A 20263-nucleotide genomic window follows, 5' to 3' on the forward strand; every position below is an offset into this window, starting at 1 on the left:
TCGGGCGTTAGGCAGTGGCGAGACGGCCGGCGGCGGCACGTCCCTGAAATTCGGCAAAGAAAACGGCGAACCGGTCGGCAAGCGTGGTGCGCCAAATCGGTTCGAGCGACCCAGTTGTTGCGTCGCCACCGTCAATCGTGGCTGGACGCAACGGCAGGCCGGCCGGCGCATCGGGTTTGGCGATGTCGGCGAACGCAGCCGGCGGAGTCAGCAGCGCGCAGGGAAAATTGGTTGGGCCCGCGAAGGTGTGATGCTGCACGGCGACGCCGGCGGCTTCGAGACGCGCGGCATAATCGATGCTTTCGTCGCGCATCGGATCGTCGGTGGCGGTCAGCACCAGCGCCGGCGGCAAACCGACCAGACGCGATGCATTGACCAGCGATGCGTAGGGATGGGCCGCGCTTTCAGCGGTGTCGCAATAGGCTTTCCAGCCATCGGCCCAGCGGCAACCGACCGGACCGCACGCAGCGTCGCGTGCCGAACGGGTTGCGACGCGCGGATCGAGCATCGGCGACAGCAGGATCTGGCCCGCAAGCGGCGGTCCACCGTAATCGCGTGCCTTCATCGCAACGGCAGCAGCGAGATTGCCGCCGGATTCTTCACCGGCAACGAACAGGCGCGTGCCGCGACCGGCCAGTGCGACGCGTTTTTCGAACAGATATTTGAGCGCGGTCTGCGACGCATGCAGCGCGGCCGGAAACGGATGCGCGGGCGCCAGCGGATAGGCGAGTGCGGCGACGACAGCACCAGCCTGCACCAACGCCGAGGCGACGGTCAGGCCGTTATCGAGATTGCCGAAGGTGAACGACCCGCCATGTAGATGCAGCACCAGCGGCGCACCGCGCGGCGTCGTCGGTGCGCGGTAGACGCGCAGCGGCAGCCGCAGGTCTTCGCACTTCCAGCCCTGCTTTTCGAAGCCGGGAACGTCGAGCATCTCTTCGGTCCAGGACAGGCCGCCCACGAGCGCAGGCGCAGGTCCGCCGGTGGCGGTCTTGCTGGCTTTGGTGAGGGTGGACGGCTTGGACATGGGATCCGGCGAGGGACAGATGTGGCGGAGACGAATCTCCGTTGCGGTGCGGCAGAAGCTGGATTACTTCTGCCTACGGAATAAGTCCTGTTCTCGGAGCTTCTTTATTTCCGCTCCGCTAACAATCAGGGGTTAACTGGAGCATGGACCAGCTCTCCGCGATGCGAGCCTTTGTGCGGGTGGTCGAGACCGGCAGCTTCACCAAAGCCGCGGAATCCCTGCGTGTGCCCAAACCCAGCCTGACCAAGCTGGTGCAGCAGCTCGAAGGCCATGTCGGCGCCAAGCTGCTCAACCGCACCACACGGCGGGTGGGCGTCAGTACCGACGGCGCGATCTATTACGAGCGCGCGACGCGTCTGCTGGGCGACATCGACGAGCTGGATGGCAGCATGACGAGCAGCCAGACGGCACCGAAGGGTCGTCTACGGGTCGACATGTCGACACCGATCGCGACGCATCTTCTGATTCCGGTGCTGTGCGACTTTCACAAACGCTATCCCGACATCCAGCTTGAAATCACGGTGACTGATCGCGCCATCGATCTCATTGGCGAAAATGTCGATTGCGTCATTCGTGGCGGCGAGTTGTCGGATCAGAGTCTGATCGCGCGTCGCATTGGCGATCTGCAGTTCACCGTCTGCGCCGCGCCGTCTTACATCGAAAAGCATGGCATGCCGACGCATCCGAGCGATCTCGACAAGGATCACTACACGGTCGCGTATCTCTTGGCGCGCACCGGCCGCCCGTATCCGTGGGAGTTCGTGAAAGGCGACGAACGCGTCGAAGTGCAGGGCCGGTACTTTGTCGCGGTCAACGACTCGCAGGTCTATGTCACGGCGGCGTTGCACGGGCAGGGCGTGATCCAGGCCGCCAGTTTCATGGTGCAAGAGCATCTGAAAAGCGGCGCGCTTGTGCCGGTCTTGACCGATTGGCACGTCGAAAACTTGCCGATGCACATCGTCTATCCGCCGAACCGCTATCTCTCGAACCGCTTGCGCGTATTCGTCGATTGGGTGGCGGAGACATTCAGCAAGAACGAGTGGGTGCGAAGGGCAAGCTAGACACGCGCAGCGCGGCTCCGGGTTTGGCCCGGGCATCCACGCGACTGGTGACGAACGCGCAGCACAGACGTTTCTGGGCCGACCTCGTCATGGCGGAGCAGAGCGTCCAGACGCCGAACTATTGCCCCGGCGGCGGACCGGGTGGGCGGCCGAATGCGAGCGGCGCGACGTCGGCGCCCTTCGAGCCCGCGGCAACGACTTGGTACAGTGCCTTGCCGATCGGGCTGTAGGTGACGGCCTCGGTCACGGCCAGCACCGCGAAGGTGACGGCGAGGCCGTATAACCAGGCGGGATGCACGTGCCCGCTGCGTCGCAGATCCATGACCACGCCCGCCAGGGGAAAGAGCAGGCACACCGCGAACGTTGCTTCCCACGCAAACGGAGTCAGCAGCGGCAACGGCAACAGCCTTCCGACCGCCGGCGCAACCATCATCGCCATGCCGCAGAAATGCAGCCGCCGGTGCCAGTCGGTTCGCCGCCGCAGCGCAATCGCTGCGTAGGTGAGGCCGGCGAACGCGAACAAGGACAGCGGATTGAACACCAGGAAATGCAGCGGGCGGAAAAAGAACGGCACGTGCACGACGCGAATGTCGAACACCGTGATGGCGCAACCCAACACCAGCATCACAACCACCCAACCGGCGGCGAACCAGCCCAGCCGGCGATGCAGCGCGATGTTGCCACGCGTCACCAGAATGTTCTGCGCCAGATAGATCGCGACCCAAGCCATGAAGGCGACGGCGTGGGCGTGGACGAGCAGCGGCGCGCCGAAGCCCGACCTCCCCATCGCCAGGTTCAGGGTGAAGCCGGCCACGATCGTGACCGCCATCACGATGGCGCCGGCAAGGAAAAAGCCGCGGTCGTCGCGCGGCGAAACTGAGCGTCGTCGTTCAGCGATGGCGGTCACGGCAATCCCTCCTCCTGCGCGGCAACGTCACGGCCGGGTGTACCAGCGGGCTGTCGCTCGATCCAGTCGTCAACCGGCCAGCTCCAGCGCGCAATTTTTCTTGCCGCTTCTGCAGGCTTGGCGTGTTGATCGACTGCCGCTGCACATCGCCTGGCCGCCCAATCGCTATCTGTCGAATAGACTGCGCGTCTTTGGCCGGCGGAAACGCTTGGCAAGAACGAGTGGGTGAATCGGGCGGCGTAGACGCTTGCTGCGCTTCAGGCCGGCGCATATCAATCCAGCTGCAATCGATTGTCGGGGAGCTGCCGCGTGACCAAGACCCCAGCCGAAATTGAGCTGCTGGCCGAGTCGGGGCGTTTGCTTGCGTCGGTATTCGCCTATCTCGACGCGCAGCCGCTCGCGGGATTGAGCACGATGCAGGTCAACGACCTGGTCGAAACCTTCATCGTCGATCAGCTCGGCGCGCGGCCGGCCAGCAAAGGGCAGTATGGCTATGGCTTCGTGCTGAACAGTTCGAAGAACGAGGTCGTCTGCCACGGCGTGCCGTCGAACGATGACATTCTGCGCGACGGCGACATCGTCAATTTCGACATCACGCTCGAAAAGCACGGCTACATCGCGGATTCCAGCAAGACGTTCTGCATTGGGACCGTAACGCCCACGGCAAAGCGGCTGGTGCGCACCACCTACGAGGCGATGTGGAACGGCATTCGCGCGGTGCGTCCCGGTGCCAGGCTTGGCGACATCGGCTTCGCGATCGAGCGGCATGCCAAGCGCAACGGCTATTCGGTCGTGCATGAATATTGCGGCCATGGAATCGGGCGCGAGATGCACGAAGCGCCGCAAGTACCGCATTACGGCAAGCCGGGCACTGGCCTCACTTTGCAAACGGGCATGGTCTTCACGATCGAGCCAATGCTGAACCAGGGACGCAGAACGGTACGAACCGAAGATGATGGATGGACCGTCGTCACAGTGGACAAGAAACTCTCGGCGCAGTTCGAACATACGGTTGCGGTCACGCACGACGGCGTGCGCGTCTTGACCTTGCGTCCGGACGAAGTGCGGTTGGCGGCATGAAGCGGTTGATCGCAATCGCAATCGCGGCTGTCGCGCTATCGATCAGCGCGCATGCCGCAACCCAAGACCAACTCGCCGAACGTTCCTTGGGCGACGCGAAGGCGCCGGTCACGGTCGTCGAATATGCGTCGATGACTTGTCCCGCCTGCGCGCTGTTCGAGCGCGAAGGTCTACCACGTCTCAAGGCCGACTATATCGACAGCGGCAAAGTGCGGCTGGTCTATCGCGACTATCCGCTCGACCAGATTGCGGTGAAGACGTCGGTCGCGCTGCGCTGCCTGCCGCCGGCGCAGTTCTTTCCACTCAAGGCGCATCTCTTCCGCACGCAAGAATCCTGGGCCTTCTCGAAAGACCCGATCGCGGCGTTGCGCCAGCAGACCAAACTCGCCGGCCTGTCGGATGCGCAGCTCGACGCGTGCCTGGTCGACAAACAACTCGAGGATTCGATCCTCAATTCGCGCCTGCAAGCCGAGACCTACAAGTTCAGCGGCATCCCAGCCTTTATCGTCAATGACGGTGTCCCCATCTCGGGCGCCGACTACGACAAGTTGAAGGCTGCGATCGACAAGTTGCTGGCGCAGCGCGCCGGCAAATAAGCGGCGCAAAGGAGTTCGAACGTGAAGAAGCTGGCTTCTCTTGCTGCGCTGTTCGTTTTCCTCGCCGGATCCGCTGCGTTTGCGCAGTCGGCATCGATGCCGTCCTTGGCCGGCGACTTGCTCGCCCTCGAAAAGCTCAACGCCACTTGGCTCAACGCCTACACGACGCGAGACGTTGCTGCGGTCGATAGCGTGCTCGCCGATGAGTTCGAAGCGATCTATCCCGGCGAGCAGGTCCGCAAGAAGGCGGACATCCTCAAGGGGATGACCAATCCGGCGAACAGCATCACCAGCATCCGCTGGGACAATCTCAAAATCCTGGTGTTCGGCGACGTTGCATTGGTACGCGGGATCACGCATGTGGCCGGCACCAACCCGCAAGGGCCCTTCACCAGCGCCAACGACTATGCCGATGTTTACGTCAAGCGCGCGGGCACCTGGCGCGCAGTGTCGGCGCATGTCGTGCGCGTCCAAGAATGAAAGCATTGCTGCTCGACCAGGCGAACGCGCCGTTTCGTCTGACCGAGATCCCGATGCCGGTTGCGGGTGCGGGCGAGGTGCTGGTGCGCATCCATGCCAGCGGCCTCAATCCGCTCGACACCAAGATCCGCGCTGGTGCCGCCGCGCATGCAAAGCATCCATTGCCCGCCGTGCTCGGCATGGATCTCGCGGGTGTGGTCGAGCAGGTCGGCGCGGGCGTCACCGCGTTTCGCGCCGGTGACGAAGTCTACGGCATGGTTGGTGGCGTCGGCGGCGTGCAGGGGACCTTGGCGGAATACGCCGCGGTCGATGCGCGCTTGCTGGCGCACAAGCCCAAGAACCTCTCGATGCGCGAAGCGGCCGCTTTGCCACTGGTTGTGATCACGGCCTGGGAAGGGCTGGTCGATCGCGCCAACCTGCAGGAAGGGCAGACCGTGCTGGTGCAGGGCGGCGCCGGCGGCGTTGGTCATGTCGCAGTGCAGATCGCGCATGCATTCGGTGCCGACGTGTACGCAACCGATCGCGGCGCCAACATCGCCTATATCGACACGCTGGGCGCGATGCCGATCGATGTGTCGAAGCACGATGTCGACGCCTATGTCGCGCAGCACACGGATGGCCGCGGATTCGATCTGGTCTATGACACGGTGGGCGGCGCGGTGTTAGATGCGTCGTTTCAAGCGGTGAAACGGTTCGGCCATGTCGTCAGCGCGCTGGGCTGGGGCACGCATGCGTTGGCGCCGCTATCGTTCAAGAACGGCACCTATTCCGGCATCTTCACCTTGATCCCGCTTTTGACCGGCGAGGGGCGCGAGCATCACGGCGCCATTCTCGCCGAAGCGGCGCAGCTCGCCGAAGACGGCAAGCTGCGACCGCGGCTCGATCCGCGTGTGTTCGACCTGCACACGGTGGCGAACGCGTATGACGCGATCGCCGATCGTACGGCAAACGGAAAGCTGGTCGTATCGATCGCTTGAGCGACGCTCAGGCGGCTTTCGCGTCGAGGAAGTGCAGCTCGCCGAAATAATCCAGCTTGCCGATCTTCAACCCGTTGTGGCGCAGAATGTCGTGCGCCGTGGTCAGGTGGAAAAAGAAGTTCGGCAGCAGCACCTGCAGCAGGTAGGTGTCGCCGCGCAGCGTACGAACCGCGCCGCCCAAACGCATCTCCACGATCCGCGCGTCGCTGCCATCGAATTGCGACGGCTGCAGGTCTTTCAGCAGCGCGGCGGTTTTGGCAATGCGTTCTTTCAGTTCGTCGAAGGTCGTCTCGGTGTCCGGAAAGCCCGGCGTCGGCGCGCCGGTCAAGCGCGTGATCGCGCCTTTGGCATTGTCGCTGGCGCGCTGGATCTGCGCCGACAGCGGCTGCATGTCGGGGTAGAGGCGGGCGGTGAGCAGGACCGCTGGATCGATCTTGTTCTCGGTTGCGTAGGTGGCGCCTTTGTCGAGATAGCTGGTCAGAACCTCGAACCCACGCAGCAGCGTAGGGACGGTGACCTCGTACATCGAAAGCGACATTGTTTGTCCTTGGTTGGAAGAGCCCGCGCGGGCGGTCCTGTTGCGCGTGCAGCGAAATGTCTCGCCGCAACGCGCCCAGGAGACGCGCGAATGGAAAAAGACTGTTTCCTACCGCCGCCCACCAGCGCGCTTTTTCGCAGTCGCCTTCTTCTTCGCCGGCGCTTTCTTCGTGGCCTTCTTCGCGGCCGCACCTTTGCCCAGGCTCTGCTTCAGCGCGTCCATTAGGTCGATCACGTTGTCGCCGCGCACGGCGTGTTTGGGTTCTGGGATCTCCTTGCCGGCGGATTTGGTCTTTACCAGCTTGCGCAACGCTGCCTGGTAGCGGTCTTCGAACAGGCCAGGATCGAACGGACCTTCGAGCCGCTTGATCAGGTCGGTGGCGACGCTCAGCAATTCGCGGGAGGATTTCTTTTTGGGAATGTCGGCAAAGTAGTCTTTGCCGTGCCGCACTTCACGCTCGTCGCGCAGGGTGGTGAGAATCAAACCGTTGCCGCATGCTTTGAGCAATACCGGATGTTCCCGCGTCGACAGAGTGACGCGCGCGATCGCGGCTTTCTCCGTCTGCGCCATCGCATCGCGAATGACACCGTAGGCTTCTTCGGCGACGTTGCCGTCGGGAACGACGTAGTAGGGCGTGTCGAGATAAATCTCGTTGACGTCGCTGGCATCGACGAAGCGTTCAATGTCGATCATGTGCGCGGTCGGCACGTCGACTTTCTCCAGCTCTTCGTTCGTGATCTCGACATAATGGCCTTTCGAGACCTCAAAGCCTTTGACGATGTCGTCGCGATCGACCTCCTTGCCGGTCGTCGCGTCGACGAGCCGCTGCTTGACCCGGTTGCCGGTCGCGGAATTGAGCTGGTGGAAATGGATCCGCTCGGCCGCGGTCGTCGCAGGCGCCAGCCGGACAGGTGCGGTCACGAGCGAGAGTTTGAGGTGACCTTTCCAGGTCGTGCGTTTTGCTGCTGCCATGGTTCCTCCGTTGGGGAGGAACGCCGGAAGTGGCCGGTGGTTGCCTTGCGCGCTTACGCCAACGATTAGAGGCCTGCGATGGTGGCGTCGGCGTTGAAACACGAATCGGCGCCGTTCCAACGGGTATGGGCGACCCGGACAGGGCATCCGAGTGGAGGCCGCCGCCGGCGCCTGCGTTGTTAGATGCCAGCAGGATCTCGTATATTTCGACGCCGTATCGCTGACCGTGCGGGAGCTTCGATGATCCGGACTTTGCTTTTTCTCGCGCTGCTGTTGGCCGCTGCACCCGTGGCCGACGCGGCGTACAATCCCAACGTCACGGTGCGTGAGCGCGCCTTTGCATCGTCGGTGCAGGCGGCGATCAAGCGCAACGATGCCAACTGGATCGCCGAGAATGTGCGCTACCCGATCCGTGTCTGCGTCGGAGCCGAGCTGACTCAGATCAAGGACAAAAAGCAGTTCTTGAAAGAATACAGCAGCATCATCGACGCGCGCGTCGAGAAGAACGTCGTCGGCGACGACCTGAATTTCCTAAACAAGAATTTCCAGGGCGTTCTGCTCGGCGGCGGCAGCATTCTGATCTATGATAGCGGTGAGGGCGATCCGGCGCCGAAGCGCCAACGGTCGCTGAGCTTGAACGTGGCACCACCCGAAGAGACGCTCGAAGGCGGGCATCCGCTGATCACAGCGATCAACAACGGCTCGGTCGATCCGACCAGCCGCCGTTTGAAATGCCAATAAACGCAGTCAGTGCCGTTTGAAGTACTGCACGTCGCGCTCGTGTTTTTCGGCTGCGGCGCGCGTGCTGAACGTACCGAGATTGCGGCGCTTGCCGGTCTTCGGATTCACCTTCCGCGAATAGAGTCGGTATTCACCGGATTTGAGTTTGCGGATCATACAAACTGAACCGCGTCGCCGGGCGCAGGTTCCGGTTAGGGCGACGCGACCACGCGCTGCCGCTGTTCGCCCAGCCCTTCGATCCCCAATGTCACGACGTCGCCTTCGCGCAGATAGCGCGACGGCTTTTGCGCCATGCCGACGCCAGGCGGCGTGCCGGTCGTGATCACGTCGCCAGGTCGCAGCAGCATGAATTGTGAGACGTGCGCCACGATCTGCCGGACGGTGAAGATCATCGTCGCGGTCGAACCGCGCTGCATTTTCTCGCCGTTGAGGTCGAGCCAAAGCGGCAAGGCCTGCACGTCGGCGATTTCGTCCGGCGTCACGAGATAGGGACCAAGCGGGCCGAATGTCGGGCAGCCTTTGCCTTTGATCCATTGGCCGCCGCCGCGTTCGAGCTGCCAGCCGCGTTCGGACACGTCGTTGCAAACGCAATAGCCTGCGATGACCGTGTCGACGTCGGACTCGGCGAGATAGCTTGCTTCGGCGCCGATCACGATCGCCAGCTCGACTTCCCAATCGACTTTGCTACTGCCACGCGGCAGCACGATGTCGTCGTTGGGACCGCTGACGCAGGATTGCGCCTTGTTGAACAAGATCGGCTCGGCCGGGGCCTGCATGCCCGCTTCGGCGGCATGATCGGCATAGTTGAGTCCGACGGCGATGAAGTTGCCAACGTTGTTGACGCACGGACCCAGACGAACTTCGTCGCCGATGATCGGCAGGCGCTTCAAATCGGCGTCGCGCAACTGCGCCAAGGCCGACGGATAGAGATACGTCCCGCTCAGATCGGGCAGCAGCGCGGAGGCATCGCGACGCAGATTTTGCGCGTCGAGAATGCCCGGCCGCTCTCTGCCGCTCGGTCCGAAGCGGAACAGCTTCATGTCACAGGCCGCCGCTCGCCGCTTCTTTCTTGGGCGGCGTGCCGGCGTCGAGATGATCCCAATGCAGGATCGCGTTGAAGCCCAGAAAGTAACTGCCTTGCGTCTGCCACCGCCAGAACGGGCGCAGCGCATACAGCACCATGTGGCCTTTGCCCGACGGGACGTCGACCAGCAGCGCTTTGTTGGTGAGCGTCGAGCCGCCGACCAGCAAGCCCGACAGAAGAATGTCGTCGGCCTTGGCCGGGAACTGCATCACGGTGCGCGGTTCCTGCGTCGGCTCGGCACCGAACGAGCGCCGGTTGTTGCTGCCGAACGGCGACAGGTTCGACGGGTTGGGCGCTGGCTTTTTCTCTTCGGTCGCAGGATCGGGTTTCCACGGCGACACCGCAGGCAGCACTGCGTTCGGCGTCACGTTCTGACTCAGTCGCGCGCCCGGCGCGTTGGGATCGAAATACGGATTGATGCCCGCGCCACGTCCCACCGTCAGTACCGGTGCTTCCGAGAAATAGACCGGCAGTTCTTTGCCTTCGTAGCCGTAGACAAGCGGGCTCGCCTGGTCGGCCAGCACGCCGCGCATGATCGAGCCTTTGCTGAACAGATCGGTCGGCTTGCTGATGCTGACGCCTTGGGCAACGCCGTACTGCGTCAACAGCTCGACCGTGGTGCCGTCGCCAATCAGTGTGCCGCCCGCTTCGACGAACTTTTTCAGCTCGGCGATGCCGTCGACGCCAAGACCGCCGCGAATGTCGTCGGCCTGGTCGAGCACGCCGAGATTGGGCGTCAGCTCGCTCTTCTTGTAGGGGATCGGATCGTTGCCGTGCAGCGGCACGCCGTTGACCGCGTCGGCCACCGTGCCGTTCACCGTCGGATAGATCAGCACGTCGAACTTCTTGCGCAGATTTCCTTCGCGCACCTTGATGTCGGCGAAATAGGTGTAGGGGACGCCATACGCGTCCAGCGCCGCGCGCCACCAGCCTTCATCCTGCGTGCGCAGCCAGGAATGGAGATAGCCGATGCGCGGCGTCGTCAGCGCGTGAGATTTGACCGACGGCGCCGTCGCGACCGCTTCGCCGCTGACGCCAAGCTCGGCCACGACTTTCTCGACCGCGTTGCGATCCGCGTTGGTGAGAATGAAGGTGCCGGCAGCATATTTGCGGCCGTCGATTTCGAACGCTTCTTCGGCTGCCTGCATCTTGGCGTTCGGCAGTTTGAAGCGCAGCGCGACCAACGGATTGTCGCCGGTGTGGTTGATCAGAATCGTATTGCCGCTGCCGGTGATTGTGCCTTTGGGCGCGATGTCCGCAGTCAGCAACGTCATCTTCTGCTGCAGCACGGCGGGATCGCGCACGACCTTCAAGTCGACATTGCGCATATATTGCATCGTCCAGCCCGTATCGTCGTAGGGGCGAGGATTGGCGGCGGGGTAGACCTGCACGCCGAGATACATGTCGAGCAAGGTACGATAGGGCTGATCGGCACGGATGACATAGTCGCCGGCAGCAACCTTGACCTTCCCGGCGGTGAAGTCGGTATCGGCTACGCTGATCTCAGCACCCTGCCGGCGCAACGTGTTCAACATGTCGGCGACGTTGAGCTTCGCCGTCTGTTTCGCCGGCACGACCCAGGCATTGATCGCATCCGCCTGTTTGCCGGCGTCGATCGCGCGCTTGTTCTTGAGCCAGTAATTTTCGAGATAGAGCTCGTGGTCGCTCGCAACCTTGTTGAGCGCGAAGAGTAGCGCCGATTGCTGGATGTTGACCGTGTTGCGCGGACCCCAGGCGATCGACGGCAGCGGCGGGTTCGGCCGGTACCATTCGCGGCTGGTGACGGTCGGCGGCAGTTTCAGTTCTTTGTTGATGTCAGGGCCGTAGCTCTGCACCTCATAAAAGCGGCCAAAGGAATTGTGCGTGACCGCAATCCAGAACAGGTAGTTGGGCACCCAGCCGTCATAGAAACCGTAGGTCCAGACGCCGGGCACGCCGCGCTTGGCCATCTCCATCACTTCGGTCTGCGCCAGCAACCACCATTCGTTGCTTTGAATCGCATCGAGCGACGGGTTGTACGGGCCGGTTCCGGTCGAAGCGTAAAGATAGGACTGCGCTTCGTGCAGATCGTGCAGCACGGTCGGACGCCATTCCAACATGCCGGCGGTGATCGCCTGCGTCAGTTTGAGGAACTGGCCCATCCCGTCGCGATTGTTGTCGTGCGCGACGTAGCGGCCCCAATACATCAGCGGCGGCTTCGGCTTGTTGGTCTTCTTGCCGTAGTAATAGGTGTCGACATGTTTCTCACGTCCGTCGACTTCGACGACGGGGGTGATGAACACGACCGAATTCTTGCGGATCTGCTCGACGAAGGGCGTGTCTTCGACGATCAGACGGTAGGCGAGTTCGATCAGCGTTTCCGGCCCGCCAGTTTCCGGCGAATGAATGCCGCTGGTGAGCCAGTAGATCGGCTTGGCGGTTTTGATCAGCGCGCGCGCCTGCGCTTCGCTGGTTTTGCGTGGATCGCCGAGCGCAGCCAGCGCAGCCTTGTTCTGGTCGAGATCTTTCAGCACCGCTTCATCGGCGATGGCGAGCACGATCAGGTCACGACCTTCTTCGGTCTTGCCCAAGGTAAAGAACTTCGCGCGCGGCGACGCTTTGGCGAGCGTCTCGTAATAGCGCTGAATGTCTTTGGCGTAGGTCAGTTCGCCGGGCGTGCCGGGAATGCGGCCGAAGAATTTTAGCGGCGAGGGGACGGTGTCGGACGCCGGCATGTGATCGACCAGCTCGGTCGTAATCCGTTTGTCGACCAGATGCTGTTCGATCAGCTTGGTGTATTCGACATCCGGTTTCTGCTCGGCGTGGGCCGTTGCGGCGAAGGCGAGAAGCGCAAGCACGGCCGAGATTGATTTCGTCATGGTGGGTCCCCGACTTGAAGCCTGTTCCACGCGCCAATTCTGGCGTTCTTGGATCAGCCTCTATCCGGTGCCCCATCTGCTTTGTCTACGGCCGATTTCCGGCAGCGTTTTGTTAGCGGTTGACGGCACGTGCGGTGCCAAGGCGACCGTTCGTCCTGCCGAAGCTGCAAATTTCATTTTCCTGACGAAACGACCGGACGCAGGGACCGTTTGTGCCCGCCCGGTGTTGAACCCACCACGGACCTGCGCATTCACGCCAGCGGGACATGATTTCGACACGGGAGACGAATGATGGCGATCAAATCAGTGCAGGATTTTCTGCTGAATGAGTTACGCGACACGCTGAGCGCCGAAAAGCAACTGCTCAAGGCGATCCCCAAGATGGCAAAAGCTGCGACCGATCCGCAGCTGCAGGACGCGTTCATGACGCATCTGGAAGAAACCAAAGGTCAGGTCGAACGGCTCGAAAAGGCGTTTGCCGAGTTGGGTGCGGCGCCGCGCGCCAAGACCTGCGAAGCGATGAAAGGTCTAGTCGAAGAGGCGCAGGAGCTGATCGACGAAGACCTGCCGCCGGAATTTCTCGATGTCGGCCTGATCATCGCGGCGCAAAAGGTCGAGCATTACGAGATCGCGGCCTATGGCTCGCTGACCACCTTGGCCAAGTCGCTCGATCTGCGCCCGGTAGGTTTGCTGATGGGCGAAACGCTCAATGAAGAACTCAATGCCGACAAACTGCTGACCAAGCTTGCGGTCGGCGGCATCAACCGCAAGGCCATCGAGATGGCCGGCGCGGAAGAGGAAGAAGAAGTCGGTTGAGGTTCGGGCGGGCCGGCGTAATTGCCGGCCCGCCGCTTCATTTCACCGTTGCTGAGTCACGGCGATCTGTTCGCCTTCATAACAACTTCAGCCACGGGTCAGCACCGCCGCGAGGCGTGCGTCGGCACCGAGATCGGCGTCATCCAAACGCAAGGGTGAAGCCGAAAGCCGTGCGAAGAGTTCCGCGACATCGTGATAGACGGCGATGCAACCTGCCTTCCGCATCGTTGCCATCCCGAAGGCGCCACCCAAAACGCCGATCGTGCGAATTCCGACCGCAGTCGCGGCCTGGACGTCATAGATCGTGTCGCCGATGGCCAGTACGCGCTGCGTGTTCGGCCCGCCCAAACGTTTGAGCGCGAGCTGGAAAATGTCGGGGTCGGGCTTGGACCGCTCAACATCGTCCATGCAGACGAGAACATCGACGAGGTCGGTCGCGCGGGTGAGGCGCAAATAGTGTTCGATATCTTCCTTGTCGCCCGACGAGCCGATCGCAATTTTCACGCCCGCTTCGCGCAGGCGCGTCATTAGCGGAGCGGACATGGCGAAGGCGCGCACATCAGGACGGTGCTGCGCACGAAAAATCTTTCCTTGCGCTTCAGCGATCCGGTCGTGCGTACGTTTGCTCTCCTGCGGCAGCAAGGTGGGCAGCAGATGGTCTGCGCCTTTGCCCATCTGTTGCCGTACCGCATCGCGCGTGACGTCAAAATTGTTGCGGACAAAGGCTTCGTGCCAAGCCACGATTTCGTGGACGACGGAATCGACCAGGGTGCCGTCGACGTCGAAAATTACTGCGTCAATCATCAACCTCAGGAACCTGCGACGGCGGTATAGGTTTCCGGCTGACGATGGAGTTTGGCGAGAAAGTCAAAACCGGCCTCGACGAGACGCGCATGCTCGTACTCGGGTGCCAGGTTCTGATCGGGTTTCAATTTCAGGCCGGATTTCAAGCAGCTTTGACGCGCTGGCGGATACGGCCAAATTCGCCAGTGCAGCAGCGTTGATTCTGCTGATTGCATCGCTGGCAGCATTGATTGTGCCCGGTGCACAGCACGGTGCTGTCGACGGCTATACAGCGACGCGACGGATCGAAGTCTGCATCACGCGCAGCACATTCATCGCTCTGTTGCCTTTGGCCGGGGCGCTTGCGATCGACATGGCTGTCGCACTCTCGCGCACGAACAGCACGATGTTCGCGCTCGCAAGCGGCGTCGCATTTGGCGCGCTGGCGCTGTGGTTCTGGTACGGGCTCGCGTTTCGGGATCGCGCGCGGTACGGCGCAGCCGCGCGGAAGATTGCTGCGGGGCGGCAAGAGGAGGGCACGCCGATGTCCGAAAAAATCACGTACATGCTGACCGAAGCGCGCACGAACTTGCCGGGGGTGCAGGCGATGCTGGGATTTCAGCTGGCCGTCATCGTGACCCAGGGATTCGACGCGCTGCCGCCCTATGCGCGCTGGCTGCATCTCGCTGCACTGGGCCTTATGGCGTTGGCGATCATTCTGTTGATGGCCCCGGCCGTGTATCACCGCACAGTCTACGCTGGTGAAAACAGTGCGCAGTTTCTCGCCTTGGGCGGACGCATGGTCTTCGCGGCGACGATTCCGCTGGCGCTGGGCCTTGCCGCGGATTGCTGTGTCGCAGTCGAAAAGATTCTGCATGCGACCGACCTGGCGGTCGCATGCGGCGTCGTTGTGCTGCTCGGGCTGACCGCGCTCTGGCACATCGTTCCGCTCTGGATGCGTCCGCGCTGATCCAACCATGGAACCGGCGCGCGTCTCGCAAGTTCGCGTCGCATGACCACACTCGATCTTGAAGCCAAGAAAGAAATCGGCGACGCGCCGGTTTCGTCGTCCGTCCGGTCCGATCGCGCGGCGATCGATCAGCAGGATCGCGATTGGGAAAACGGCACGCTCGTCGGACGCACCGTCACGATCAATCGGCCGCGGCAGGACGTTTATTTATTCTGGCGCGACGTAGCGAACCTCGCGCGGGTCATGGAGAATGTCGAGCGCATCGACAAAATCGACGATCGGCGCTCGCACTGGGTCGTCACGGCGCCGGCAGGGCGTACCGTTGAATGGGACTCGGTGATCACTGAAGACGACCCGGGGCGGTTGCTCGCCTGGGAATCGGTTGAGGGTGCAGACGTGCGCCACACGGGGCGCGTCGAGTTTCGCGATGGCCCACCCGGTCGCGGCACGGAAGTTACGGCGACCATCGTCTATGACGCGCCCGCCGGCGAAGTCGGCCGCATCCTCGCAAAGCTTTTCCAGAAGGAACCGAAGATTCAGGCACGCCGCGACCTGCGGCGCCTGAAGCAGTTCATGGAAACCGGCGAGATCAGCACCAGCGAACCGCCAGACGCCGCACCGCGCGCGTAACGTTACAGAAGGCAAGGAGAAGTCGAATGCGTGCACTCACCTGGCACGGCAAGCAGGATGTTCGCGTCGATACGGTGCCCGATCCGCAGATCGTCAATCCGCGTGACTGCATCATCAAGATCACGTCGACCGCAATCTGCGGTTCGGACCTGCATCTCTACGACGGCTATATTCCGACCATGCAGGCGGGCGACATACTCGGCCATGAATTTATGGGCGAGGTGGTCGAAGTCGGACACGGCAACGCAAAGCTGAAGCTTGGCGATCGCGTCGTCGTACCGTTCACGATCTCGTGCGGTTCGTGCTTCTTCTGCGAGCATCTGCAGTTTTCAGCGTGCGATAACTCCAATCCGGCGCACAAAGCCGACATGTCGGAGATCGCCTACGGCTATCCGATGGGCGGCGCGTTTGGCTATTCGCACCTGACCGGCGGCTATGCCGGCGGCCAAGCGGAATATGTACGCGTTCCGTATTCCGACGTCGGCCCGATCGTCATTCCCGACGGTCTGGAAGACGAGAAAGTCCTATTCCTGTCCGACATTCTGCCGACCGGCTGGATGGCGGCCGAGAATTGCGCGATTGAGCCCGGCGACACGGTTGCGGTTTGGGGCTGCGGCCCGGTCGGTCTGTTTGCCATCCAAAGCGCGCTCATCCTTGGTGCGCATCGTGTGATCGCGATCGATCACCATCCGCGCCGGCTGGAACTCGCCAAGTCGCTGGGCGCGGAGATCCTGAACTTCGAAGATGTCGATGTTCATGAGGCGCTGGCCGAAATGACGGGCGGCATCGGTCCCGACGCCTGTATCGATGCCGTCGGCTTGGAAAGCCACGGTTGGGCGATCGACAACGTGCTCGACATGGCGAAGGCGAAAGTCGGGCTTGCGACCGATCGCACCCACGCATTGCGGCAGGTGATTCACTGTGTGCGCAAGGGCGGACGCGTTTCGATTCCCGGTGTCTATGGCGGCATGGCCGACAAATTCCCCATCGGCGCGCTGATGGAGAAGGGCCTGACCGTCAAAAGCGGTCAGACGCACGTGCAGAAATACTCGAAGCAGCTGCTCGAGATGATCGGCGAAGGGAAGATCGACACGACTTTCCTGATCAGCCACCGCATGCCGCTCGAGAAAGCACCTGACGGCTACAAGATGTTCAAGGAACAACAGAACGACGTGACCAAAGTCGTTCTGAAGCCGCATTGAGGAGGAGCCGGATATGACCGATCGGAAATTCGCAATCGTCACCGGCGCGTCGACCGGCATCGGTTTTGAACTGGCAAAACTGTGTGCGCAGAACGGATTTGATCTGCTGATTGCGGCGGACGAACCGGAAATTGAAGAAGCAGCGCTTGCGCTGCGGGAATATGGCACGACTGTTGAAGCGCTCGAAGTCGATCTCGCCGACACGGATGGGGTTGACGAGCTGTATGCTGCAGCCAACGGGCGCGCAATTGACGCGCTGTTGGCCAATGCCGGTCGCGGCCTGGGTAAAGGGTTTCTGGATCAGGATTTTGACGAGGTGATGCAGGTGATCGACACCAACATCACCGGCACGATTTATCTGCTGCAGCTCGTGGGACGCGAAATGCGCGCGCGCGGCGCGGGCAAAATCCTGATCACCGGTTCGATCGCCGGCTTTATGCCGGGCACGTATCAGGCGGTGTATAACGGCTCGAAAGCGTTTCTCGATTCCTTTTCCTGGGCGTTGCGGGCTGAGCTGAAAGACAGCGGCGTCACGGTCACCTGTCTCGAACCCGGGCCGACCGAGACTGAATTTTTCGCCCGTGCCGACATGCTCGACACCAAAGTCGGTCGTGCGGATAACAAGGCCGACCCGGCCGATGTCGCCAAGACCGGCTTCGACGCGATGATGAATGGCGACGGCGAAATCGTTGCTGGGTGGAAGAACAAGCTGCAGGCGGCGATGGCGCATATCCTACCTGCATCGGTCACCGCAGAAATGCACCGTGATATGGCCGAGCCAGGCGGCGGCATCAAAAAATAAAGGCGATTTGGGCCGCGGCTGATGCAAGTCGCGGCCGCCTCGCGCAGGCGGCCATCGCGTTTGCCGCGGAATGCAGGGTCGCGTTCCGCCTGTGAATTGGCACCTGCAACCGTGTGCAAGTGGAAGCGTCGTGCTGGCAACCCGCGTGCTACGCGCATCGCATGAACAACTGCGTCATTCGCCCTGTCGCCGTGTCCGATTACGAAGCCTGGCTGCCGCTCTGGGATGGCTATAACGAATTCTATGGCCGCGCTGGACCGACCGCGCTCCCGCGCGAGGTTACGCGTGTGACCTGGGATCGGTTTTTCGACCAGAACGAGCCCGTGCATGCGCTGGTCGCCGAAAGCGGCGGGCGGCTGCTTGGTCTGGCGCATTACCTGTTTCATCGCAGCACGACTGCGGTGGCGTTGACCTGCTACATGCAGGATCTGTTCACCAGCGAAGCAGCGCGCGGGCAGGGTGTTGGTCGCGCGCTGATCAACGGTGTCTACGAGATGGCACAACGCGCGGAATCACCACGCGTCTACTGGCTGACGCACGAAACCAATCACACGGCGATGCAGCTCTACGACAAGGTCGCGGACGCGTCGGGGTTCGTCGTGTACCGGAAGATTTTCTAGGACGACTTACGCCCGTACCACCGGCCGTACCCAAGCTGCGACATAGTCGATCGCGGCCTGTGCGACGAGCGGCAATTGCGCATGCAGGAACGGCCACGCATGCACAGTGTTCTGCCACACTTGCAACGTCACGGCGACGCCGGCTGCTTCGGCTTTGCGCGCGAAGTCGGTGGAATCGCTCAACATCAATTCATCGCTCGACACTTGCAGCAGCAGCGGCGGCAAGCCGGTGAGGTCTGCATAGAGCGGTGAAACCAATGCTTGGTCGAGCGGCGTGCCGCGCGCATAGGCTTTGGCAGCGGCCTGGAAGAAGAGCGGATCGCTGTCGCCGTTTTCTTGGTACGACGCACCACGCAAGGCGAGGTCGAGCCACGGGCTTAGCAGATAGGCGCCGGCAGGCATCGGCATGCCCGCGTCGCGCAAGCGCAGCAGCAGCGCTGCGGTGAGATTGCCGCCGGCCGATTCGCCGGCCACGACGATGTCGCTCGGCGCGAAGCCTTTTGCGAGGATCGCTTCATAGTTGGCGACCGCGTCGTCGAGCGCGGCGGGATAGGGATGCTCGGGCGCGAGCCGGTAATCCATGTTGAAGGCGACGATGCCGCAGCCTTCGGCAAGACGGGCGACGAAATGCCGGTGGCTGTTGCGGCTGCCGACCGTGAATCCACCGCCGTGATGATACAGCATCGCTTTGCCGGTCTCACCGCAAGTCGGCGTGATCTGTTCGCCGTTTGCGATCGGCTTGATCATGCAGCCGGGCGGAACCGGCAGCGGTGTGAATTTCGCGTCGAATCCGCGGCGCACTTCTTCGATGCCGCGAACCTGGCGCGCCGCATCTTCGCGCAGCAGCGCTTTAACGTCTTCGAGGTTTTCGTCGCGCGGCGAGGTGATGAGCGTCATAGCGTGCGGGCGATCAGCAGCTTCATGATCTCGTTGGTGCCACCATAAATCTTCTGAATCCGCGCGTCGACGAAACGGCGCGCGATTTCGTACTCGCGCATATAGCCATAACCGCCATGCAGCTGCAGGCAGGCATCGACCACCTCGTTCTGCTTTTGCGAGATCCACATCTTCGCCATCGACGCCGTAGCGCCGTCGAGCGTGCCGGCCGCGTGTTTGCTGATGCAATCATCGACGAAGGCACGACCGACGCGGCATTCGGTCAGCAGCTCGGCGAGTTTGAAATTCGTGTTCTGGAATTCCAGAATCGATTTACCGAAGGCCTGGCGGTCTTTGCAGTATTCGATTGTGATTTCGATCGCGCGTTCCATTGCCGCGATGCCGCCGATGGCGAGCGCCAGACGCTCTTGCGGCAATTGCTGCATCATCTGCGCAAAGCCTTTGCCTTCTTCCGGTCCGAGCAGCGTGTCGGGCGGCAGCTCGACGTCGTCAAAGAACAATTCCGACGTGTCGGAGGCTGCGAGGCCAATCTTGTCGAGGTTGCGACCGGGCCGGTATCCCGCCGACTTTGCGTCGACGAGAAACAGCGAGATTCCTTTGGCGCCTTGTTTGGGATCGGTCTTGGCTGCAACCAGGATCACGCCAGCGAGCTGGCCGTTGGTAATGAAGGTCTTCTGCCCGTTGAGTTTGTAGACGTTGCCCTGTTTCAGCGCGCTGGTGCGGATCGACTGCACGTCGGAGCCGGCCCCCGGTTCGGTCATCGCAATCGCGCCGATGATCTCGCCCGACACCATGCCGGGCAGCCAGCGCTTCTTCTGCTCTTCCGATCCGTATTCGACGATGTAGTGCGCGACGATCGCGCTGTGCACGGAAAAGCCGACCGACATCTCGCTGACGCCGCGTTCGAGTTCTTCGATCACCATCGCTTCATAGGCGAAACTGCCACCGACGCCGCCGTAGGCTTCGGGCACGGACGGGCACAGCGCGCCCATCGCGCCGAGCGACTTCCACGCTTCGCGGCTGACCATTTTCTGTGCGCGCCATTCTTCGGCGTGCGGCGCGAGTTCATCGACGATGTGGCGCCGCAGGGAGTCGCGGAACAGCTCGAGATCGTCGTCAGCCCAGCTCGAACGGGTGGTTACTTGTGCCATCGTTTCCTCGCCTAGATGCGCGTTCTTGGACGCGCTTTCGGCGGTTCAGAAACCATAGAATGCGCTATCCG

22 protein-coding genes are annotated in these 20263 nt (G+C 62.1%); 12 read left to right on the forward strand and 10 right to left on the reverse strand.

Annotation, left to right across the window (positions count from 1 at the left end):
• Positions 1 to 7: 7 nt before the first annotated feature.
• The gene (locus TMPK1_RS03455; protein ID WP_420241466.1) at positions 8 to 1027 is read right to left on the reverse strand and encodes an alpha/beta hydrolase; all 1020 of its coding nucleotides are present in this window, start codon (positions 1025 to 1027) and stop codon (positions 8 to 10) included.
• Between the two features lie 143 nt (positions 1028 to 1170).
• On the opposite strand from TMPK1_RS03455, the gene TMPK1_RS03460 reads away from it, so the two are divergent.
• Positions 1171 to 2088: a LysR family transcriptional regulator gene (locus TMPK1_RS03460; protein WP_420241467.1), complete on the forward strand. Its 918-nt coding sequence runs from the start codon at positions 1171 to 1173 to the stop codon at positions 2086 to 2088.
• Positions 2089 to 2206: 118 nt separating this feature from the next.
• Here the strand turns inward: TMPK1_RS03460 and TMPK1_RS03465 are convergent, their stop codons facing one another.
• A complete protein-coding gene (locus tag TMPK1_RS03465; protein WP_420241468.1) occupies positions 2207 to 2995 on the reverse strand; it encodes a DUF2306 domain-containing protein in 789 nt (262 codons plus the stop codon).
• 309 nt (positions 2996 to 3304) lie between these two features.
• On the opposite strand from TMPK1_RS03465, the gene map reads away from it, so the two are divergent.
• The 4 genes from map to TMPK1_RS03485 are packed head-to-tail and all read left to right on the forward strand — an operon-like array spanning position 3305 to position 6128.
• Complete coding sequence (map, locus tag TMPK1_RS03470) at positions 3305 to 4075, forward strand: type I methionyl aminopeptidase (RefSeq protein ID WP_420241469.1); 771 nt, start codon at positions 3305 to 3307, stop codon at positions 4073 to 4075.
• Entirely contained in the window at positions 4072 to 4671 is a 600-nt protein-coding gene (locus tag TMPK1_RS03475) for a thioredoxin domain-containing protein (RefSeq protein ID WP_420241470.1), read from the forward strand. The genes map and TMPK1_RS03475 overlap by 4 nt, the downstream gene beginning before the upstream one ends.
• Positions 4672 to 4692: 21 nt before the next feature.
• Positions 4693 to 5151, forward strand: a complete 459-nt coding sequence (locus TMPK1_RS03480; RefSeq protein WP_420241471.1) for a nuclear transport factor 2 family protein — start codon at positions 4693 to 4695, stop codon at positions 5149 to 5151.
• Complete coding sequence (locus TMPK1_RS03485; RefSeq protein WP_420241472.1) at positions 5148 to 6128, forward strand: zinc-dependent alcohol dehydrogenase family protein; 981 nt, start codon at positions 5148 to 5150, stop codon at positions 6126 to 6128. The genes TMPK1_RS03480 and TMPK1_RS03485 overlap by 4 nt, the downstream gene beginning before the upstream one ends.
• 7 nt (positions 6129 to 6135) lie before the next feature.
• On the opposite strand, the gene TMPK1_RS03490 is transcribed toward TMPK1_RS03485, so the two are convergent.
• A complete protein-coding gene (locus TMPK1_RS03490; RefSeq protein WP_420241473.1) occupies positions 6136 to 6666 on the reverse strand; it encodes a DUF1993 domain-containing protein in 531 nt (176 codons plus the stop codon).
• Positions 6667 to 6774: 108 nt separating this feature from the next.
• Positions 6775 to 7638, reverse strand: a complete 864-nt coding sequence (gene ku / locus TMPK1_RS03495) for a non-homologous end joining protein Ku (protein ID WP_420241474.1) — start codon at positions 7636 to 7638, stop codon at positions 6775 to 6777.
• A 240-nt stretch (positions 7639 to 7878) separates the two neighbouring features.
• On the opposite strand from ku, the gene TMPK1_RS03500 reads away from it, so the two are divergent.
• Positions 7879 to 8379: a hypothetical protein gene (locus TMPK1_RS03500; protein WP_420241475.1), complete on the forward strand. Its 501-nt coding sequence runs from the start codon at positions 7879 to 7881 to the stop codon at positions 8377 to 8379.
• Positions 8380 to 8385: 6 nt separating this feature from the next.
• Here TMPK1_RS03500 and TMPK1_RS03505 read toward each other — a convergent pair whose 3' ends face one another.
• From TMPK1_RS03505 to TMPK1_RS03515, 3 genes are read right to left on the reverse strand one after another with little or no spacing between them, the layout of a single operon-like run.
• Positions 8386 to 8535 (reverse strand): hypothetical protein, encoded by a 150-nt coding sequence (locus TMPK1_RS03505; protein ID WP_420241477.1) that lies wholly within the window; start codon positions 8533 to 8535, stop codon positions 8386 to 8388.
• A 35-nt stretch (positions 8536 to 8570) separates the two neighbouring features.
• Positions 8571 to 9419 (reverse strand): fumarylacetoacetate hydrolase family protein, encoded by an 849-nt coding sequence (locus TMPK1_RS03510; protein ID WP_420241478.1) that lies wholly within the window; start codon positions 9417 to 9419, stop codon positions 8571 to 8573.
• A gap of 1 nt (position 9420) precedes the next feature.
• On the reverse strand, positions 9421 to 12321 hold the full coding sequence (locus tag TMPK1_RS03515) for a M14 family zinc carboxypeptidase (RefSeq protein ID WP_420241479.1): 2901 nt from the start codon (positions 12319 to 12321) through the stop codon (positions 9421 to 9423).
• A 291-nt stretch (positions 12322 to 12612) separates the two neighbouring features.
• Between TMPK1_RS03515 and TMPK1_RS03520 the strand changes: the two genes are divergently transcribed.
• On the forward strand, positions 12613 to 13137 hold the full coding sequence (locus TMPK1_RS03520; RefSeq protein ID WP_420241480.1) for a YciE/YciF ferroxidase family protein: 525 nt from the start codon (positions 12613 to 12615) through the stop codon (positions 13135 to 13137).
• An 87-nt stretch (positions 13138 to 13224) separates the two neighbouring features.
• Here the strand turns inward: TMPK1_RS03520 and TMPK1_RS03525 are convergent, their stop codons facing one another.
• Positions 13225 to 13941, reverse strand: coding sequence for an HAD family hydrolase (locus TMPK1_RS03525; RefSeq protein ID WP_420241481.1), 717 nt, complete (start codon positions 13939 to 13941; stop codon positions 13225 to 13227).
• Between TMPK1_RS03525 and TMPK1_RS03530 the strand changes: the two genes are divergently transcribed.
• The 5 genes from TMPK1_RS03530 (at position 13907) to TMPK1_RS03550 (ending at position 18144) form a co-directional block, all read left to right on the forward strand.
• Positions 13907 to 14890: a DUF6328 family protein gene (locus tag TMPK1_RS03530; RefSeq protein ID WP_420241482.1), complete on the forward strand. Its 984-nt coding sequence runs from the start codon at positions 13907 to 13909 to the stop codon at positions 14888 to 14890. The two genes, TMPK1_RS03525 and TMPK1_RS03530, sit on opposite strands and share 35 nt — an antisense overlap.
• 42 nt (positions 14891 to 14932) lie before the next feature.
• The gene (locus tag TMPK1_RS03535) at positions 14933 to 15520 is read left to right on the forward strand and encodes an SRPBCC family protein (protein WP_420241483.1); all 588 of its coding nucleotides are present in this window, start codon (positions 14933 to 14935) and stop codon (positions 15518 to 15520) included.
• Positions 15521 to 15546: 26 nt separating this feature from the next.
• Positions 15547 to 16722 (forward strand): zinc-dependent alcohol dehydrogenase, encoded by a 1176-nt coding sequence (locus tag TMPK1_RS03540; protein ID WP_420241484.1) that lies wholly within the window; start codon positions 15547 to 15549, stop codon positions 16720 to 16722.
• 13 nt (positions 16723 to 16735) lie between these two features.
• On the forward strand, positions 16736 to 17524 hold the full coding sequence (locus tag TMPK1_RS03545; RefSeq protein WP_420241485.1) for an SDR family NAD(P)-dependent oxidoreductase: 789 nt from the start codon (positions 16736 to 16738) through the stop codon (positions 17522 to 17524).
• Between the two features lie 161 nt (positions 17525 to 17685).
• A complete protein-coding gene (locus tag TMPK1_RS03550; RefSeq protein WP_420241486.1) occupies positions 17686 to 18144 on the forward strand; it encodes a GNAT family N-acetyltransferase in 459 nt (152 codons plus the stop codon).
• A 6-nt stretch (positions 18145 to 18150) separates the two neighbouring features.
• On the opposite strand, the gene TMPK1_RS03555 is transcribed toward TMPK1_RS03550, so the two are convergent.
• A complete protein-coding gene (locus TMPK1_RS03555) occupies positions 18151 to 19041 on the reverse strand; it encodes an alpha/beta hydrolase (RefSeq protein WP_420241487.1) in 891 nt (296 codons plus the stop codon).
• Entirely contained in the window at positions 19038 to 20192 is a 1155-nt protein-coding gene (locus TMPK1_RS03560) for an acyl-CoA dehydrogenase family protein (RefSeq protein WP_420241488.1), read from the reverse strand. The genes TMPK1_RS03555 and TMPK1_RS03560 overlap by 4 nt, the downstream gene beginning before the upstream one ends.
• Positions 20193 to 20263: the final 71 nt, after the last annotated feature.

The sequence above is a fragment of the Roseiterribacter gracilis genome (assembly GCA_018332375.1).
Lineage (GTDB): Bacteria > Pseudomonadota > Alphaproteobacteria > BOG-932 > Roseiterribacteraceae > Roseiterribacter > Roseiterribacter gracilis.

Coding starts and splice junctions, on each gene's coding strand:
- TMPK1_RS03500 (WP_420241475.1), top strand. CDS start 7,879: ATGATCCGGACTTTGCTTTTTCTCGCGCTGCTGTTGGCCGCTGCACCC.
- TMPK1_RS03460 (WP_420241467.1), top strand. CDS start 1,171: ATGGACCAGCTCTCCGCGATGCGAGCCTTTGTGCGGGTGGTCGAGACC.
- TMPK1_RS03535 (WP_420241483.1), top strand. CDS start 14,933: ATGACCACACTCGATCTTGAAGCCAAGAAAGAAATCGGCGACGCGCCG.
- TMPK1_RS03515 (WP_420241479.1), bottom strand. CDS start 12,321: ATGACGAAATCAATCTCGGCCGTGCTTGCGCTTCTCGCCTTCGCCGCA.
- TMPK1_RS03510 (WP_420241478.1), bottom strand. CDS start 9,419: ATGAAGCTGTTCCGCTTCGGACCGAGCGGCAGAGAGCGGCCGGGCATT.
- TMPK1_RS03525 (WP_420241481.1), bottom strand. CDS start 13,941: ATGATTGACGCAGTAATTTTCGACGTCGACGGCACCCTGGTCGATTCC.
- TMPK1_RS03540 (WP_420241484.1), top strand. CDS start 15,547: ATGCGTGCACTCACCTGGCACGGCAAGCAGGATGTTCGCGTCGATACG.
- TMPK1_RS03505 (WP_420241477.1), bottom strand. CDS start 8,535: ATGATCCGCAAACTCAAATCCGGTGAATACCGACTCTATTCGCGGAAG.
- TMPK1_RS03455 (WP_420241466.1), bottom strand. CDS start 1,027: ATGTCCAAGCCGTCCACCCTCACCAAAGCCAGCAAGACCGCCACCGGC.
- TMPK1_RS03475 (WP_420241470.1), top strand. CDS start 4,072: ATGAAGCGGTTGATCGCAATCGCAATCGCGGCTGTCGCGCTATCGATC.
- TMPK1_RS03490 (WP_420241473.1), bottom strand. CDS start 6,666: ATGTCGCTTTCGATGTACGAGGTCACCGTCCCTACGCTGCTGCGTGGG.
- TMPK1_RS03550 (WP_420241486.1), top strand. CDS start 17,686: ATGAACAACTGCGTCATTCGCCCTGTCGCCGTGTCCGATTACGAAGCC.
- TMPK1_RS03545 (WP_420241485.1), top strand. CDS start 16,736: ATGACCGATCGGAAATTCGCAATCGTCACCGGCGCGTCGACCGGCATC.
- ku (WP_420241474.1), bottom strand. CDS start 7,638: ATGGCAGCAGCAAAACGCACGACCTGGAAAGGTCACCTCAAACTCTCG.
- TMPK1_RS03560 (WP_420241488.1), bottom strand. CDS start 20,192: ATGGCACAAGTAACCACCCGTTCGAGCTGGGCTGACGACGATCTCGAG.
- TMPK1_RS03520 (WP_420241480.1), top strand. CDS start 12,613: ATGGCGATCAAATCAGTGCAGGATTTTCTGCTGAATGAGTTACGCGAC.
- TMPK1_RS03485 (WP_420241472.1), top strand. CDS start 5,148: ATGAAAGCATTGCTGCTCGACCAGGCGAACGCGCCGTTTCGTCTGACC.
- TMPK1_RS03555 (WP_420241487.1), bottom strand. CDS start 19,041: ATGACGCTCATCACCTCGCCGCGCGACGAAAACCTCGAAGACGTTAAA.